Origin of the sequence: Bacillus stercoris (genome assembly GCF_029772985.1) — a bacterium.
GTDB lineage: Bacteria > Bacillota > Bacilli > Bacillales > Bacillaceae > Bacillus > Bacillus stercoris.
The window spans coordinates 2,303,329-2,319,469 of the sequence record NZ_CP121861.1; the positions used below are offsets into that span (position 1 = coordinate 2,303,329).

Annotated in this window: 14 protein-coding genes, 1 pseudogene and 1 riboswitch; of the genes and pseudogenes, 8 read left to right on the forward strand and 7 right to left on the reverse strand. The window is 39.6% G+C overall.

Going from position 1 to position 16,141, the window contains the following annotated elements; all coding sequences use genetic code 11:
* Positions 1 to 250: 250 nt before the first annotated feature.
* The 3 genes and pseudogenes from QA442_RS12460 (at position 251) to oxdD (ending at position 2,962) form a co-directional block, all read left to right on the forward strand.
* Positions 251 to 1,010, forward strand: a pseudogene (locus QA442_RS12460) (GNAT family N-acetyltransferase).
* A gap of 162 nt (positions 1,011 to 1,172) precedes the next feature.
* A complete protein-coding gene (locus tag QA442_RS12465; RefSeq protein WP_095431612.1) occupies positions 1,173 to 1,661 on the forward strand; it encodes a DUF4944 domain-containing protein in 489 nt (162 codons plus the stop codon).
* Positions 1,662 to 1,783: 122 nt separating this feature from the next.
* Entirely contained in the window at positions 1,784 to 2,962 is a 1,179-nt protein-coding gene (gene oxdD / locus QA442_RS12470; RefSeq protein ID WP_095431613.1) for an oxalate decarboxylase, read from the forward strand.
* 497 nt (positions 2,963 to 3,459) lie between these two features.
* On the opposite strand, the gene QA442_RS12475 is transcribed toward oxdD, so the two are convergent.
* Positions 3,460 to 4,143, reverse strand: coding sequence for an SOS response-associated peptidase (locus QA442_RS12475; protein ID WP_095431614.1), 684 nt, complete (start codon positions 4,141 to 4,143; stop codon positions 3,460 to 3,462).
* A gap of 230 nt (positions 4,144 to 4,373) precedes the next feature.
* Entirely contained in the window at positions 4,374 to 5,411 is a 1,038-nt protein-coding gene (locus tag QA442_RS12480) for a polysaccharide lyase family 1 protein (RefSeq protein ID WP_095431615.1), read from the reverse strand.
* Between the two features lie 172 nt (positions 5,412 to 5,583).
* Between QA442_RS12480 and QA442_RS12485 the strand changes: the two genes are divergently transcribed.
* Together QA442_RS12485 and exlX are read left to right on the forward strand one after the other, a co-directional pair.
* The gene (locus QA442_RS12485) at positions 5,584 to 6,261 is read left to right on the forward strand and encodes a YoaK family protein (protein WP_095431616.1); all 678 of its coding nucleotides are present in this window, start codon (positions 5,584 to 5,586) and stop codon (positions 6,259 to 6,261) included.
* Positions 6,262 to 6,531: 270 nt separating this feature from the next.
* On the forward strand, positions 6,532 to 7,230 hold the full coding sequence (gene exlX, locus QA442_RS12490; RefSeq protein ID WP_095431617.1) for an expansin ExlX: 699 nt from the start codon (positions 6,532 to 6,534) through the stop codon (positions 7,228 to 7,230).
* Positions 7,231 to 7,267: 37 nt separating this feature from the next.
* On the opposite strand, the gene hpaB is transcribed toward exlX, so the two are convergent.
* On the reverse strand, positions 7,268 to 8,719 hold the full coding sequence (gene hpaB / locus QA442_RS12495) for a 4-hydroxyphenylacetate 3-monooxygenase, oxygenase component (protein ID WP_095431618.1): 1,452 nt from the start codon (positions 8,717 to 8,719) through the stop codon (positions 7,268 to 7,270).
* A 306-nt stretch (positions 8,720 to 9,025) separates the two neighbouring features.
* On the opposite strand from hpaB, the gene QA442_RS12500 reads away from it, so the two are divergent.
* Positions 9,026 to 10,711: a methyl-accepting chemotaxis protein gene (locus tag QA442_RS12500; protein ID WP_095431619.1), complete on the forward strand. Its 1,686-nt coding sequence runs from the start codon at positions 9,026 to 9,028 to the stop codon at positions 10,709 to 10,711.
* Between the two features lie 114 nt (positions 10,712 to 10,825).
* On the opposite strand, the gene QA442_RS12505 is transcribed toward QA442_RS12500, so the two are convergent.
* Together QA442_RS12505 and QA442_RS12510 are read right to left on the reverse strand one after the other, a co-directional pair.
* Complete coding sequence (locus tag QA442_RS12505; RefSeq protein WP_095431620.1) at positions 10,826 to 11,119, reverse strand: YozQ family protein; 294 nt, start codon at positions 11,117 to 11,119, stop codon at positions 10,826 to 10,828.
* A 43-nt stretch (positions 11,120 to 11,162) separates the two neighbouring features.
* Positions 11,163 to 11,288 (reverse strand): hypothetical protein, encoded by a 126-nt coding sequence (locus tag QA442_RS12510; RefSeq protein ID WP_014664191.1) that lies wholly within the window; start codon positions 11,286 to 11,288, stop codon positions 11,163 to 11,165.
* Between the two features lie 275 nt (positions 11,289 to 11,563).
* Between QA442_RS12510 and QA442_RS12515 the strand changes: the two genes are divergently transcribed.
* The gene (locus tag QA442_RS12515) at positions 11,564 to 11,968 is read left to right on the forward strand and encodes a UPF0715 family protein (RefSeq protein ID WP_095431621.1); all 405 of its coding nucleotides are present in this window, start codon (positions 11,564 to 11,566) and stop codon (positions 11,966 to 11,968) included.
* Positions 11,969 to 12,337: 369 nt separating this feature from the next.
* Here QA442_RS12515 and QA442_RS12520 read toward each other — a convergent pair whose 3' ends face one another.
* On the reverse strand, positions 12,338 to 12,628 hold the full coding sequence (locus tag QA442_RS12520) for a hypothetical protein (RefSeq protein ID WP_095431623.1): 291 nt from the start codon (positions 12,626 to 12,628) through the stop codon (positions 12,338 to 12,340).
* A 103-nt stretch (positions 12,629 to 12,731) separates the two neighbouring features.
* Positions 12,732 to 14,774, reverse strand: a complete 2,043-nt coding sequence (locus QA442_RS12525) for a molybdopterin oxidoreductase family protein (RefSeq protein WP_095431624.1) — start codon at positions 14,772 to 14,774, stop codon at positions 12,732 to 12,734.
* Between the two features lie 145 nt (positions 14,775 to 14,919).
* Positions 14,920 to 15,011: riboswitch (SAM riboswitch) on the forward strand.
* Positions 15,012 to 15,106: 95 nt separating this feature from the next.
* Here QA442_RS12525 and QA442_RS12530 point away from each other — a divergent pair.
* Entirely contained in the window at positions 15,107 to 16,141 is a 1,035-nt protein-coding gene (locus QA442_RS12530; RefSeq protein ID WP_095431625.1) for a 2-hydroxyacid dehydrogenase, read from the forward strand.

Genomic DNA, 16,141 nt, shown 5'->3' on the forward strand with positions numbered 1-16,141 from the left:
ATTTATAGCATAATACCCGATGTTTGTATTATTTTTTCCATTACGTAAAGCAAGAGGAGTGCATCTAATCCTTGAAGATGAACACAATTGCAATTTGAAATGGGTGATAGAGGAATCAAGTTAAAATCTTAATATAAGAAGGGTTTTTTTATTAATTGGCAAAATAGAAGATAAGAAAAAGTATTTGAGTTGGGACGGGTAAAATGAGTTGAATTCCAAGTAATTGTGTTAAAGGAGGGGAAAAGAGGAGATGCGCTACATTGAAATCACAAAGGACAATATTGAAGACAATCATATTTGCTGCGCATTAGGCGCGAAACAATATGAGCATGCAGTTCATGAAAAGAAGAGATGGCTCAGAGCTCGAATGGATGAAGGATTGGTGTTCTATCGCTTACATGAACGGGCAAAAGTCTTTATTGAATATCTACCTGCGAATGAGGCATGGGTGCCTATCAATGCGCCTAATTTTATGTATATTAATTGTTTGTGGGTATCTGGCACATATAAAAATAACGGTCATGCGAAACGATTGTTGGACAAATGTATAGCAGATGCGAAAGTCCGAGGCATGGATGGCATTGTTCATATCAGGCAAGAAAAAACGTCCCTATTTAAGTGATAAGCGTTTCTTTGAGCATATGGGGTTTACTCTACAAGATGAAGCTGACCCTTATTTTCAATTAATGGCTTTAACTTGGAATGGCCTTGCAGCTTCTCCTGCATTTAAGGACCAGGTGAAAAGTGATTCCGTCAATGAAAAGGGGATTACCATATACTATACAGCTCAGTGCCCGTTTGCAGTGGGCATGATAAATGATTTGCGGGAATTGACTGAAAAGAAAGGGGTTCAATTTCAGTCAATTCATTTATCTTCAAAAGAAGAGGCACAAAAGTCACCAGCTATTTGGACAACTTTTAGCGTTTTTTTTGATGGGAGATTTGTGACTCATGAGATTATGAGTGTAAATAAATTTGAAAAGTTGCTTAATAAACTCTTGTTAGCTTGATTTTTAAAAATATAAGCCCATTCTAAAACTATGTAAGGCGTGATATACGTTTAAATTTTGTCTCTGAAAGAGCTTTAATTTAAATTCGAAGTTTTTTATTTTCTTTTCAGTAACATTTTGATCATGTTTTCCTACTAAAGAATCAGGAAAGTGGGGAAAAACATGATAAAAAAGAACAACTTTAAGAAATGGCTATTGATCATTGCTGGATTCTTGATCATCTGCGTCATCGCATTATTTGTAATGGTGTCAGGAAACAAAGTGAAATATGAGGGCAGCGGGAAAAGCGGACTGTGGATGTCTAACCTTGAAAAATCAGACAAAACTTCAATTGGACCTAATTACTTTCTGAATTTGTATTGGCAGGGGAGTAAGGAAGATGAGAAAAGAACTGTTGTTGAAAGAATTACTCTGTATGTAGATGGCGAAAAATATCAAGATGATCACATAGATGAGTACGACTTATCAGAATACACAGGTGAAGAAATGCCAGGTGGGGGACGTATGGAGGACCATATCGCCACCTTTGATTATATGCCTGAAGATGAAGTGATAGGACATGATGTATTAGTGAAGGTAGAGTGGAAGACAGGCCAGAAAAAACAGACAGAAGAAATCAAATTACATAAGAAGCCATGGTATAAAAAATAGCTTATTTGATGTATTTGTGATCACATTTGTGGTCACTTTTTTATTTGCGGATTCCTAGGCACAGCAATCTAGAACTCTGCATAGGCTGAAATAAAATCTTGTTCATTTCTAAAACGAGGTGCATGCTGTTGGAACAACAACCAATCAATCATGAAGACAGAAACGTGCCGCAGCCTATTCGAAGTGATGGAGCTGGAGCTATTGATGCAGGTCCGCGAAATATGATGCGGGATATTCAAAATCCGAATATACTTGTTCCGCCTGTTACAGATGAAGGTATGATTCCTAACTTGAGATTTTCATTCTCAGACGCTCCCATGAAATTAGATCATGGCGGCTGGTCAAGAGAAATCACCGTCAGACAGCTTCCGATTTCGACTGCGATTGCAGGGGTAAACATGAGCTTAACTGCGGGAGGTGTCCGCGAGCTTCATTGGCATAAGCAAGCGGAGTGGGCTTATATGCTTTTGGGACGGGCACGTATCACCGCTGTTGACCAGGACGGACGAAATTTCATTGCTGATGTTGGCCCCGGCGACCTTTGGTACTTCCCGGCAGGAATTCCGCATTCCATACAGGGATTAGAACACTGCGAATTTCTGCTCGTTTTCGATGATGGAAACTTTTCTGAGTTTTCAACGTTAACCATTTCTGATTGGCTTGCACACACCCCAAAAGATGTTCTCTCTGCGAATTTTGGTGTGCCGGAGAATGCTTTCAACTCTCTTCCTTCAGAGCAAGTCTATATCTACCAAGGGAATGTGCCGGGATCAGTCGAAAGTGAAGACATTCAGTCACCATATGGAAAAGTACCCATGACCTTTAAACACGAGTTGCTAAATCAACCCCCAATTCAAATGCTAGGGGGGAGCGTACGAATTGTGGATTCTTCTAACTTCCCGATTTCAAAAACGATAGCCGCTGCACTTGTTCAGATTGAGCCTGGCGCGATGAGAGAGCTTCATTGGCACCCTAATAGCGATGAGTGGCAGTATTATCTAACAGGGCAGGGACGCATGACAGTATTTATCGGGAATGGGACTGCCCGCACATTTGACTATAGAGCAGGTGACGTTGGATACGTGCCTTCTAATGCTGGACACTATATACAAAACACTGGTACAGAAACCTTATGGTTTTTAGAAATGTTCAAAAGTGACCGCTATGCAGATGTGTCACTCAATCAATGGATGGCATTGACTCCTAAAGAATTAGTGCAAAGCAACTTAAATGCTGGATCAGTCATGCTTGATTCTCTGCGTAAGAAGAAAGTGCCTGTTGTAAAATATCCAGGCACGTAAAGACTGAACCGATCACACAGTGGTCTTAAAGTAACTAGAGCTAGGTGTCGGCCTGCGTTTTTATTTAATCCCTATGTATGCGTTATGTAGGGGTTTTCTGCTTGAATCTATTGTAATGAGCTTTAAACTGTTTAGGTATTACACTGGATAGACAAAGAAGAAGACCTTAATGTAAGATAAAAAAATTTAATTCTTAGGAGGAAAGGATATGGATTTACCTATATGGGCGTATATCATATTTGCAATCACAGGTGCGGCAGGTTTTATCAGTTTAATGTGGTTCAGTTTTTTTGCTGACAAAATTGAAAAGTGAAATTTTATAAGCGATGTAAATTCGTTTTACATTATTGGATTAACATTAAGTTTACATAATGATATTATTTAAAACTGAAAAAAATAACTAATTGATCTGTGTACTAAATATTCATTGAAACAAAAATAGATTGGCCCTAAGGAACAAAGCCATTTTGCAAGTTCTTACTATAGAATCGCAATCACTACAGACGATTCTGTACATCAAGAAGCTCAGATGAATTATTTTTAGGTGAGTTTACTAATGATGAAACCCGGTATGCTTCCATGGCATCAGCTTCATAAGGCACAAGCAAGCTTTGCAGATATTCAGGGTTTGTATTGTGAGGATTTAGCCACTCCTTTTCAAAATCACGGGCCAATATAACCGGCATCCGGTCGTGTATATTTTTCATGAGCTCATTAGGCTCAGTTGTTATGATGGTGCAGGTATAAAGAGGGTCTCCTTGATGTGTGTTCCACTTTTCATATAAGCCAGCAAACGCAAAAAGAGCAGATGATTTCAATTTGATCCGCAATGGGATTTTGGTTTTGGAATCAAACCGTTTCCATTCATAAAAACTGTCGGCAGGGATGATGCAGCGTTTGCTGACAAGCGGTCTTCGAAAAGCCGGTTTCTCGGTTATTGTTTCGGCTCGAGCATTGATCATTTTATAACCGATCTTTTCATCTTTTGCCCAAGGAGGAATAAGTCCCCATCTAAGCTTGCCTAAGCGATTATTGGATCCATCATTGATGATCGCAAGAATGTTTTGTGATGGTGCGATATTATAGCTCGGCTGGTATTCATCTTTAGGAAAAAATTGATTGATGTCAAACTGGTCAATAATATCATCAAATGCAGAGAATAAAGTAAACCTGCCGCACATGTCCATCATCCTTTTTAGGGGTTTTTGAATAGTGTGTGGGACGAACGTTCATTTCATACAGGACCAGACAATGATTTCTTTTTACTTGCGATAAACTGGTATAATAAGAAGACAGTTAAGAAGTTATTGTGAAAAAGAAATAATGCTTTTTGGTTTGACCAAGGATCGTTTAAAAATCGCGTTTAAGAACAAAAAGAGGCACGGCGTTATTTACGCAGGCCTCTTTTATATCAGTAGCCAAATACCAGAGTTGTACTTTGTGATCCGGCATATTTCGTGACAAATTCTTTTGTATACTCCGGTGTTTGAACGCGATAACTGTAATTTGTCCCCGGATTCCATGAAGTCAAAGGGGAGGTTTGCTTGTTGAGTGAAGGGTAGCTGCCTATATCCTTGAAATAACCTGTGCTCTTGTCGTCAAGGATTCCGCCTTTTTCACTGCCTTTCCCAAAGTAATTATATTCGGAATATATTTTTGCTTTTGTGGCAATCGTAATCGCCTGGTTAAAATTGTTGCTGTAATTGTTTTTAACATGAAAGTATCCGTATCTCATCAGACCCGGGCCTCTAACATACAGGTTCTCAAAATAATTATTTGCGATTGTCATGTGGGGGTAGCCGTCATATTGATGCTGAGAATCATCTGGGTATCCTAAAATCAAACCGTATTTATGATTCGCAAATTTTGAGTTGCTGATCGTGATATAATCTGCTGATTTACCGATATACAGGAGTTTGTCCAAATCACTCCCGCTTGCACTATAGCTGTGGCCGGAGAATGTGACGTGATCTATCCAATAGTTCATGCCGGAGTCTAAATAAAGCTGGATATCATTATTTCCGTTAATCTGCGGACTGTGTTCAAACGTTAAATTTTGAAAAATGACATTTCCAGAAGCTGAAGAAGTTGTTAAATAAATATTTTTCAGCGTTTTTTTCGCATAAGAGCCCACGAGTGTTTTATTTGAGCCAACGATAACTGTTGTTTTCGCAGATGCGGAAAGATCATTTTGGAGCACTAAAATTTTTGGTGTGGATCCTCCTAGATGGGTTTTTAAATCATTTACGCTTTGAATGTAAACAATCTGCCCGTTTTTCCCACCCGTTGTGCCCGCTTTGGAAATGCCTCTTTCATTTTTAGCATTTCCGGCAAATCCTAAAAGGCCATTTGTCGAGGTATTCGGAAAATCAACTGCGCCTAACGCTTTATCAGGCAAGAGAACCAATAACAAACCAAACACGGCGAACCATAAACAAAATCGTTTCATTACAATATACTTCCTTTCAATTTTAATCATTTCCTTGCGGAGATTATTATTACAGTTAATGGAAAGGAATGATAGGTTCTATCTTCCCAATTAACGCTTGGTTACTTAAAAAATATAGATTGCGTCAAAAGACATACTAACAATTGAAATAGAAGAAAGGATTGATACAACGTTGACTGCAGCCGCTTATCGAAACACCTTGCTATCACTTTTATGTTTAACAGCTGGAATCGTGGATGTAATTGGGTATTTAAGCTTGGGACATGTGTTCACAGCTAATATGACTGGAAACATTGTATTATTGGGATTAGCTATCGGCAAATCCCTTCAGGTCACTGTTTTCAATTCCTTAACTGCGCTCATTGGATTTATATGCGGCGTGATCATTGCAACACTGATTGTCGGAAAGGCGGAAAATACCCTTTGGCCTGCTGCTGTAACAAAAGCCCTTGCACTTGAAGCATTCATTTTATTTGTCTTTGCTTGTCTTTCTTTTTACCGGGCTTTTGTTCCTGTGCACATTCTGATTATACTCATGAGCATTTCCATGGGGATTCAAACGATAGCAGCCAAAAAACTGGGGATCGCAGGTATTTCTTCAACTGTATTGACCGGAACACTCGCTTCTCTATTAGAGGATATATCCGGCCGTTTGTTTTTTAAGAAGCAAAAGAAGACTTTCTTAAGAGATACTGTGTTAAGAGCACTGGCTATTATTTTATATTGTGTGGGAGCTATTATTGTTGCTCTGGCTGAGCCTGATTTTAATCACTTCATTATTTGGGTTCCGATTGTGCTGATCTTTGGCATTATGATGACAGCTAAGTTGAAACTAAGCGGGGAAAAATAGCTTTTCCTGCATAGCTGTTATCAGGCCAACAGGCTGTCTCATTTTTTGATTGTTATGTGAATTTTGTGAGGTAAAAATAAGAAATTCGGCTGATGTGCACATTCGTTCATTCGAATTGCTTTTTTCATAAGTACGCTTCATTAGATATATGAATGATAGTGAATTCGCCTTAAAATCAACTATGAATCTATTTCCTCTTTCAAACCAGTTGGATTGAGTCTTATAATGATAATGATTCTCATTTGAAGTCTGGTTTGAGGAGGACCAAGTATGAAAAAGATCATGAGTGCATTTGTTGGTATGGTTTTATTGACGATCCTCTGTTTTTCCCCGCAAGCTTCGGCAGCATATAACGACCTGCATGAAGGATATGCAACGTATACAGGGTCAGGTTATTCAGGAGGAGCTTTCCTGTTGGATCCCATTCCTTCCGATATGGAGATTACTGCAATAAATCCAGCGGATCTCAATTACGGAGGAGTAAAAGCAGCTCTTGCCGGCTCTTATTTGGAAGTTGAAGGGCCAAAAGGGAAAACTATCGTTTATGTTACTGATCTATATCCCGAAGGTGCTCGGGGAGCTCTCGATCTGTCACCTAATGCCTTCCGTAAAATCGGGAATATGAAAGATGGAAAAATCAATATTAAATGGCGTGTTGTCAAAGCTCCAATCACCGGAAATTTCACGTACCGGGTCAAAGAAGGCAGCAGCAGGTGGTGGGCGGCAATTCAAGTCAGAAACCACAGATATCCTGTTATGAAAATGGAATATGAAAAGAATGGCAAGTGGATTAACATGGAAAAAATGGACTATAACCATTTTGTCAGTACGAATTTAGGGACAGGCTCTCTCAAAGTCAGAATAACTGACATTCGCGGGAAAGTCGTGAAAGACACCATTCCAAAGCTGCCTGAAAGCGGAACGTCCAATGCATATACAGTGCCAGGGCATGTACAGTTTCCTAAATAAAAAATACGAAACAGCGGATCTTTTTCCGCTGTTTTTTTCATTGTTCTACATCTGCTTGTAAAAATGCTTTTATGATGTTCAACTGCTCCTGCTTTGGATAGCTGGTATACAGCCTGCTTGAAATCCGAATAGGATCTCCGAAAAAGTATCTTTCGTAATGGGTTTGTCTTGTTCCGAATGAGCTCATTGTTAAATCCCATGCCAATCGGAAAATTTTCACCCGTTCTTCAGCATTTGTATTGGTTGCTTGAAGATATTGGTCAAGATCTTCCCGTATCTCTGAATCAAATGCATTTTCAGTAGGCAGTGTCACCATTCCGCTAGCTCCAATTAATTGTATGATTTCAGTAAATCGAGGATATAGCTTAGGAATAATGGTACTGATGACTTGAAGAGGAATTAAACTAGGGCGCATATAGCCGAATTCATCTAATTGAGCGTCATTTTCCGACTTGTCAATGAGCGCTTTGATTGTTTCCAATCCTACAATGATTTCAGAGAGCTTTTCTTGTATGTGCTGATATTCGGAAACATTAATGGTGTCAACCAGAAGCTGTGCAACGCCTAATAGAAATTCAATTTTTATCATTTGCCTAATGACAACCTGGTGAAAGGTAAAAGCATGAAATGAGCTTTTTGTCATAAATTCTTTAGCTGTTTCCACATTATCGTAAAAAAACACACGATTCCACGGCACTAACACATGATCAAAAACTACAATTGAATCCATCTCTTCATACCTTGAGCTTAAGGGGTGATTAAAGGCAGAGTCGCTTAACACAAATGATTCTCTTGTGATGAATTTGACGCCTTTTGTATTAGAAGGGAGTGAAAAAGCATAAGCTTCATCTGTTTCAAAGAAAAATTTAGGCGCTGAAAAAACCAATATTTCATCAGTCAACCCGCCTTGTGTTGCAAGCAGACGCGCGCCATGAATGATTAAACCTTTTTCGGTTCTATCAATGACTTTAGCAGATATCGGTTTTTCACTTAGCCCGAAATAGGACTGTGACCGGTTCACTTGCGGGGTAATGAATGTATGGGTAAAAGAAAGGTCATGCTTAGCAGCTTGTTTATACATATCTAGTATATGTTCAGGAAAGCAATTCTCTTTATCTTTTAGAAGCTCTGCTGACGAAGCAAAGCTCATCATAACCGTATTCATGTAATCCGGACTTCTCCCCATCATTCCGTGAGTGTGTCTAGCCCAATGTTCAATCATGTTTCTTCTTTTTTTCAAATCATTCTTGGTCTTAGGCTGGAGATAGGAAAGGCCGATTCGATCATGATCTCCAGGAAGGCAATAAGTCATTTCGTTTATTAACTCATCCTTTGTTTGCAGTTCATAAAGCGAGCTTTTTGTTTTGAGTATTCCTTTAAATGCCGGATGATCAGAAATGTTACCCTTTATTTTTTTGCCATCATACCATATTTCGTTTTCTAGTTTGTTCAATCGGTCAATGAATTCTTTGCCATTGATGATCCCCATTTTAGTGTATCGCTCCTTAAATGTATGCTGCGTATTGTCATTATATTTTCGAGAAAACAGCCTGTTCAGCCAATTTGAGATGGGAAAAGCCTTTTTTAGAAAAACGAATAAGAGTGACTTACATACCGTAAAGGTTTTTCTGTAAGTTCAGAGACGTCAAAACATTTGCTTATTTATGTGAAAGCATCACTATAAAACTTGATAACACGTGTCGATATTATGGGCATAAGCGTAAACGAATTGGATTCATACGCTTGAATATATTTTATTTCAGCCATTACTTCGTGGAGAAAGGGAAAACGACACATGAAAGTGAAAACAAAATTGCTGGGGATTATATCAATACTAGTTGTTTCAATCATTGGAATTGGAGGCTCCTCAGTTTTTATGATTTCTTCTATTGTGAAAAAGAATGAAGAACTTAAAGACAAAATGGAATTCCAAAAAGAGATGAAACACATTCAATATGAATTGACCGGGTTATCAAATGATGAAAGAGGCTTCTTGATTACTGGAGACAAAGAATATGACGAAGGCATGAAGGAAAAATCAGACGATGTCTTAAAGAGCCTTGATCGGGTTTATGACTTGATTGATGAAGAGAAGTATCAATCCAATATTGAAGACATTAAGACAAGTTTTACTCAGTATAGAGCTTTGAATCAGCAAGTATTAACAGCCTACTCTTCAGATCCGAAAAAAGCAGAAACCATCCATTTTGGAGAAGAAAGAACACTAAGAAAAGAAGTCGTAGATCCGGCTGTCAATAAGCTGTCTGATCGCCTTGATCAAGAGGTAGAGGATCTAAAGGATGAAATACGGGGCAATGGGAAAATGAGTCAATGGCTCATCACCACTGTCACAGGAATATCAGTAATATTAGGCATTGTTCTAAGCATAATGCTGTTAAGGTCCATTATGGTGCCACTAAGAAGCATAAATAAGCAGCTAGAAGAAATTGCTCACGGCGAGGCTGATTTAACCAAAAAAGTCATAGTGAAAAATAAAGATGAATTTGGCCAGCTTGCCCAATCTTTTAATGCTTTTACTCATTCATTATCGCAAATTGTGAAGCAAATCAGCAGTTCATCTGAACAAGTCGCTGCTTCCTCCGAAGAATTATCGGCAAGCGCTGAAGAATCAAAATCAACATCTGAACATATTTCCCAATCCATGCAGATGGCTGCAGACAGCAATGTGAAGCAAAGCTCAATGACAGAAAAGAGCGCAGAATCCATCACTGAATTATTAGACAGTATATCATCTGTTGCTTCAAATACAGGGAACATAGCGGATCTTTCTTCTTCGATGAGAGACAAGGCTGAAATAGGATCTAAATCAGTTAACAAGATGTTAGATCAGATGAAGTTTATTGATAAATCCGTAGATTCAGCCGGGAATGGATTACAGGCATTGGTAGCGAGCACAGCAGAAATCAGTGATATTTCCTCGCTTATCACGACAATTTCCGAGCAGACCAATTTGTTGGCCCTAAACGCAGCGATCGAGGCGGCCAGAGCGGGAGAGCAAGGAAAAGGATTTGCTGTAGTGGCTGAAGAAGTTCGGAAATTAGCGGATGAAACAAATAAATCAGCAAACCACATCCAATCCGTGGTAGCGACCATCCAAAATGAATCGATAGAAACGGTAAATAATATTAAGGTTGTTCAAGAAAATGTGACCTCAGGTATTGTTCTTTCTCAAGAAACAACAGGAAATTTCAATGAAATCCTGAACCTGGTGGAACAGGTCACTTCTCAAATACAAGAAGTCGCAGCAGCAACTCAACAGCTTACTTCAGGCGTTGAAGTGATTCAGCACACAGTTCATACATTGGCCGCTGGAACAAAAGAAACGTCAGCAAATACAGAAGCGGTTGCAAAATCATCAGAGGAACAGCTACATTCAATGGAGGAAATCTCCTATGCTGCAGAATCTTTATCTCAGTTGGCGGAAGAGCTTCAATCCGTCATTAACCGTTTTAAATATTAATCAGATTACTAAAGCGCAAAACCCCATCTCATGAGGTGGGGTTTTACTGCCTTTATTGAGATTGTTTCTAAAAACGAAACCGGCTTTTTTCTCAAGCTCGTTCCGTTTGAATGACTAGTCCAAGTTTTGATCGATCGTCCCTTCAAAATAGTCATCGCTGACTTGTTCGTGAGTCTCAGCCAATCCTTTTTCTAATTGTGTAGTTCCTTTATAATCCGAGGGCTCAAAGGATTTCCCGGCTACACCCGTTGTGTCATTTATGTTTTCTTTGTTATGAGTTTGTGTTTCAGTGTGTACACTTTCTGTCTCAGAATTGCTGCTTACAGATTGCTGAAAATTATATTCCTTGTCTAATGAAGAAAATCTTTTATAATCATCAGGTCTGTCGGCTCCATTTTTTTGAGTCACTGTACTTCCTCCAGATTATTGAAATTTTAGTGCGGTCAAGAACTTATTTCGTTCTTTTAGGATCAGAAGAACCATGTTTTTTAGGATCATCTGCTTTAAAAGCTGTCTCAGTCTCATGGTCATTTTTTATTTGTTCAATACTTGAATTTTGAATTCCTTTTTGACTCATAGGTTTCACTCCTTTACGAAAAGTGTTGAAATATCAACTCTTCTTATTTTGTCTGTTGATCAGGTATTCATTCGTTTTTTTCATTCGCGATTTGGCCAATCAGGAGAGGCATCTCCATGCGAGTCGTATTATTTAATAAAAAGCCGTCATTTTTGAAACTTTTTATCATCGCATTGCGTATGGCAGTGGGGGAAGACATCTTGATAAAAGAAATACAAAGGTTGTGAATGTATACTAACAGCACTGTGAATAAATCAAACAAGGGGGGTGAAAAAATGAAAAAAATCGCAGCATATTATCTAATGACATTAGGGCTATCCAGCCTTACGTTTGGTTTGTTTTTCGGGCTATATTCTTTCGTTATGTATGGCGATATGATAATTGCATTGTTTACAGCAGCAATTGCTTTATTATACGGTTTTATGATGTATGGCCTTTTTGCTGTTCCGCTGCAAATGATGTTGCAGAAAAAAGCGAGAACATTCAATGTCATGTATTTATTGATTTACAGTGTGATTGCTTTTATCGTAGCTTTCCTGTTATTTTTTATTGGTCAACCTGCGTCAATAGCATGGACATTGCAATCGTATATTTATTATGTGTTAAGTATTACAGCTGCAGTGATTTACTGGTTCTGGGATTCCCTGATCCTTTATAAACGTACAGCTTCGGGCGTATAAAGCAAATCAGAGAAACTGAAGTCGAATATGAAAAAGTCGGGGATTCATTAAAAATTGAGGATATTGCATTTACATTGCTGCGTGAACCTAAAAGTTTTAGGATAAAGGCCCAGTATGGAAGGGCATAACGAGAGCACATATTCAATCCGAATAGGTTTTCTAATTTTTTACGATACATACGTTCATCAAGATGATAACGTCATCAATCAAAGGGAATATAAAATCTATTGTAGTGGAACGGACATTTTGTCCTGTTTGAGGAAAGAAATTGATGGGGTTAATCGTTTTAACATCGCTTATGGCAAAGGGTCAAACCATATAGTTAAACTAAACTGAGGAGAGCATTGCGCTCTCCTCAGTTTTTCTATATTAACCCTGCTGTTTTTCAACTAATGTAAATGTCCATTCTTTTAACATCTGTTTCTGTACATATCTTTTTCCGTTTATTTCGATGTAAGGGATGTCTTTCATATCTCCGGCTAACTGTTTAGCCTCAGCTGTAGTAATTCCTAAAAAATGTCCGATGTAAAAGTGAATATCTCGTTCTTTTATAAGATAGGTATCACTTTTTTCATATGCTTTTGGATGGTTCATTTGCTTTAAGCCTTCACCGATAAAATAGCCAGCCAAAGCAATACCGATTCCTAAAAAAACGTCCATATGCATGCCTCCATTATGTCAATGTTATGATATACGGGCTTGGCATGCTCCAGGTTTCATTAAATTTGAAAGAAAACAGCCAAAACGAATACTGGCTGTTTTTTCAAACCTTTTCAATCTGTACACGGCCTGAAAAAAAGGTGGCGCCGCCCCCCATATCGGACAGCCGGTCTGGGGTTAGCGCGTTTACAAGCTGTTTTTTTCCTTGCTCATCTGCCCATAATCCTTGGCTGACAACGACACCTGGCAGTACTTGTTCTCCGACTGATGCGGTCAGCTCACATTCTCCCCGGCTGTTCCAAACTCGTACAGGAGCCCCATCAACGATTCCATGTTCTTCAGCATCTTTTGTGTTGATAAAGAGCTTTGGCGTCTTTTCGAGCTTGATGTGTTTTTTATTGTTTGAAAACGTTGAGTTTAAGAAATTATGGTTTGGCGCCGGAACATACATAAACGGATGTTCATTATCGGTTACAAGAGGCGTAAATGTCGGTAAAGCCGGGAAACCAGCTTGTCTCATTTGTTCTGAATATAATTCTATTTTTCCGCTTGGCGTTGGAAGTTTGCCAGGAAACAGCGGTTTATTGCGTTTCGCTTTCATAAATGAGTGCTTAGTAAGTGAATCGTAATTAATCTCTGCCAAATGCGGATTATCTGGATGGTCAAGCGCTTGGCGTATTAATTCTTCATCTGAATCCTTGAGCTCCTGGTCTGTGAATCCCATTGCTTCAGCCAGTAATCGGAACACCTCAGTATTAGACTTGCTTTCTCCATAGTTCTCAATCACCGGCTGCTGAAGCTGAATGTAATGGTGCCAGTAGGAGGTATAAAAATCAGTGTTCTCAAAAGCGGATGTTGCAGGCAGTACAATGTCCGCATATGCAGCCGTTTCCGTTAAAAACAAATCATGAACCACAGTAAACAAGTCTTCCCGCAGCAAGCCCTGTCTGACTTTGTTTGCTTCCGGCGCGACGACGGCAGGGTTTGTTCCATAAATAAAAAGAGAGCGGATAGGCGGATCTGTTTCCAAAAGCACCTTGCCAAGCTGATTCATATTAAACGACCTCGGTGTGCGCCCTTTTAATAAGTCGGGCCGCTGCAAGGCATTTGTGTTATATTCTAAAATTCCGCTGTTATGCTTAATTGCGCCGCCCCCTTTATGCAGCCATTGGCCGGTGATCGCCGGAAGACAGGCAATCGTCCTTACAATCATCCCGCCGTTATCGTGATGCTGGATTCCATTTCCGATTCTGATAAAAGAAGGGGAGATTTTCCCATACATTCTTGCCAGCTGATAAATATCTTCAGTGCTGATCCCGGTGATCATTGATACCTTTTCCGGATTATACTGTTTCACGTGTTCACGGAGCTTGTCGTAGCCGACCGTGTATTCAGACAGGAATGCTTCATCGTGAAGGTTTTCTTTAAATAAAATGTGCATGATGCCAAGGGCAAGTGCGCTGTCAGTTCCCGGCTTTATTGGAATAAACCAATCTGCAAGACGCCCTGTCTGATTTTTATGTACATCGATCACGACAATTTTGGCACCTTTTTTTCGCGCTTTTTGGGCGATCGTAATTTGGTGCATGTTTGTGCTGACAGCGTTAATTCCCCAAAAAATAAATAGTTTTGTATGAATGGTTTCCTCAGGATCGATTCCCGCGCTTATGCCCATTGTATATTTATAGCCTTCAGATCCCGCTTTGCTGCAAATCGTCCGTTCAAGCTGGCTTGATCCCATGCGGTAAAAAAAGCGGCGGTCCATTCCTTCAGCTGTCAATTTCCCCATATTTCCGTAAAAGCTGTAAGGAAGTATGCTTTCAGCTCCCTCTTCATCAATCAGCTGCTTCCAGCGGGAGGTGATCGTATCAATCGCCTCTTCCCAGGAAATCGGTTCAAATATCGCTTGGCCTTTCGCGCCTGTCCGTTTAAGCGGTGTAGTCAGCCGCTTTTCATCATAGATGCGCTCCGTCATGTTTCGAACTTTGTTGCATATGTTTCCAGCTGTGACAGGATGATCGGGATCTCCCTGCACTTTCACAATTTTTCCGTCTTTTTTATGTACTAATAATCCGCACTGATCCGGGCAGTCCAGCGAGCAAACGGATTTAAAAATGCCGTTTTGTTGTGTGGCAAAAGATTTCATGGCCCAGTTCCTCTCTAGTTAGATATTTTGTAAGAATTATAACATTTCGGATGATAACGTCAATTCTGAAAAAAGAGATTGACATCAATCTGAGACTTCTTTATGATAAACGTATTCTTTATTTTGAAAATTACATACTCAACATTTTCTATCCAGAGAGGTGGAGGGACTGGCCCTATGAAACCTCGGCAACATTATTGTGCCAATTCCAGCAAGCGTCAGCTTGAAAGATAGGAAAGCAAGGTTTATACCGGTGTCTGCCTGTAACAGAGCGCGCCTATATATGAATCTCTTTCCATCTTCGGAAAGAGATTTTTTTATGAAAAAATACGATGAAAAGGATGTTTTGCACCATGACGGTTTTGGTTACAGCGCCGTACAACGAAGAAGGGCGAAAAGAGCTTGAAAACTTGTTTAGCTCAGTTATTTATCAATCTTGGAAAGAACAAGGCCGGGCATATCGGGAGGATGAACTCATTCAGCTGCTAAAGGCAACAAATGCGACAGGTTTGATTACTGAGCTTGATCAGGTAACAGACAGCGTATTTGCTTCTGTTCCCGAACTTTCATTTGTCGGTGTTTGCAGGGGAATGCCCTCCAATGTGGATGTGGCAGCTGCTTCAAAAAGGGGTATACCTGTTTTTTATACACCAGGGCGGAATGCACAAGCCGTTGCCGAAATGTTTATTGGAAATGTGATTTCCTTTCTCCGTCATACCAGCGCCTCGAATCAATGGCTGAAGGATGGAAAGTGGAAAAGTGATTACCTGCAGGCTTATGTCAAATTTAAAGGAAATGAGCTAACAGGAAAAACGGTTGGCATGATTGGGTTCGGCGCGGTTGGCCAAAGGATTGCAAAACTGCTGACTGCGTTTGACTGTAAGATAAAGTATTACGATCCATACATTCTAGACGATCATCCGCTGTATGAAAAAGCAGCTCTTAAAACGGTGTTTTCAGACAGTGATATCGTTTCTGTCCATCTGCCTCGTACTGAGGAAACACTTGGACTGATAGATCGGCAATATTTTGATTTGATGAAAGAGAGTGCGATTTTCGTCAATACTTCAAGAGCAGTTGTCGTAAACCGTGAAGATCTTTTATCTGTATTAAAAGAACATAAAATCAGAGGTGCGGTACTAGACGTTTTTTATCATGAACCTCCAGAGGAATCAGATTATGAATTGATCTCATTGCCTAATGTTCTGGCAACACCGCATCTCGCTGGAGCAACCTTTGAAGTAGAGGATCATCACGTATCGATCATGAATGATGCCCTCAAAAAGTGGAAGGTTGAAAAAATTCCCAATATTCCGACATTGTATAACAAAGACAAACTGGGAACAGAGGTAAAGAAAAGAGGTTAA

What these genes read in the sequence shown, in the direction of transcription:
- QA442_RS12530 (WP_095431625.1), top strand. Translation starts at nt 15,107, where the DNA reads ATGAAAAGGATGTTTTGCACCATGACGGTTTTGGTTACAGCGCCGTAC.
- QA442_RS12510 (WP_014664191.1), bottom strand. Translation starts at nt 11,288, where the DNA reads ATGAGTCAAAAAGGAATTCAAAATTCAAGTATTGAACAAATAAAAAAT.
- QA442_RS12500 (WP_095431619.1), top strand. Translation starts at nt 9,026, where the DNA reads ATGAAAGTGAAAACAAAATTGCTGGGGATTATATCAATACTAGTTGTT.
- QA442_RS12515 (WP_095431621.1), top strand. Translation starts at nt 11,564, where the DNA reads ATGAAAAAAATCGCAGCATATTATCTAATGACATTAGGGCTATCCAGC.
- QA442_RS12465 (WP_095431612.1), top strand. Translation starts at nt 1,173, where the DNA reads ATGATAAAAAAGAACAACTTTAAGAAATGGCTATTGATCATTGCTGGA.
- QA442_RS12475 (WP_095431614.1), bottom strand. Translation starts at nt 4,143, where the DNA reads ATGTGCGGCAGGTTTACTTTATTCTCTGCATTTGATGATATTATTGAC.
- exlX (WP_095431617.1), top strand. Translation starts at nt 6,532, where the DNA reads ATGAAAAAGATCATGAGTGCATTTGTTGGTATGGTTTTATTGACGATC.
- QA442_RS12525 (WP_095431624.1), bottom strand. Translation starts at nt 14,774, where the DNA reads ATGAAATCTTTTGCCACACAACAAAACGGCATTTTTAAATCCGTTTGC.
- QA442_RS12480 (WP_095431615.1), bottom strand. Translation starts at nt 5,411, where the DNA reads ATGAAACGATTTTGTTTATGGTTCGCCGTGTTTGGTTTGTTATTGGTT.
- hpaB (WP_095431618.1), bottom strand. Translation starts at nt 8,719, where the DNA reads ATGGGGATCATCAATGGCAAAGAATTCATTGACCGATTGAACAAACTA.
- QA442_RS12520 (WP_095431623.1), bottom strand. Translation starts at nt 12,628, where the DNA reads ATGGACGTTTTTTTAGGAATCGGTATTGCTTTGGCTGGCTATTTTATC.
- oxdD (WP_095431613.1), top strand. Translation starts at nt 1,784, where the DNA reads ATGCTGTTGGAACAACAACCAATCAATCATGAAGACAGAAACGTGCCG.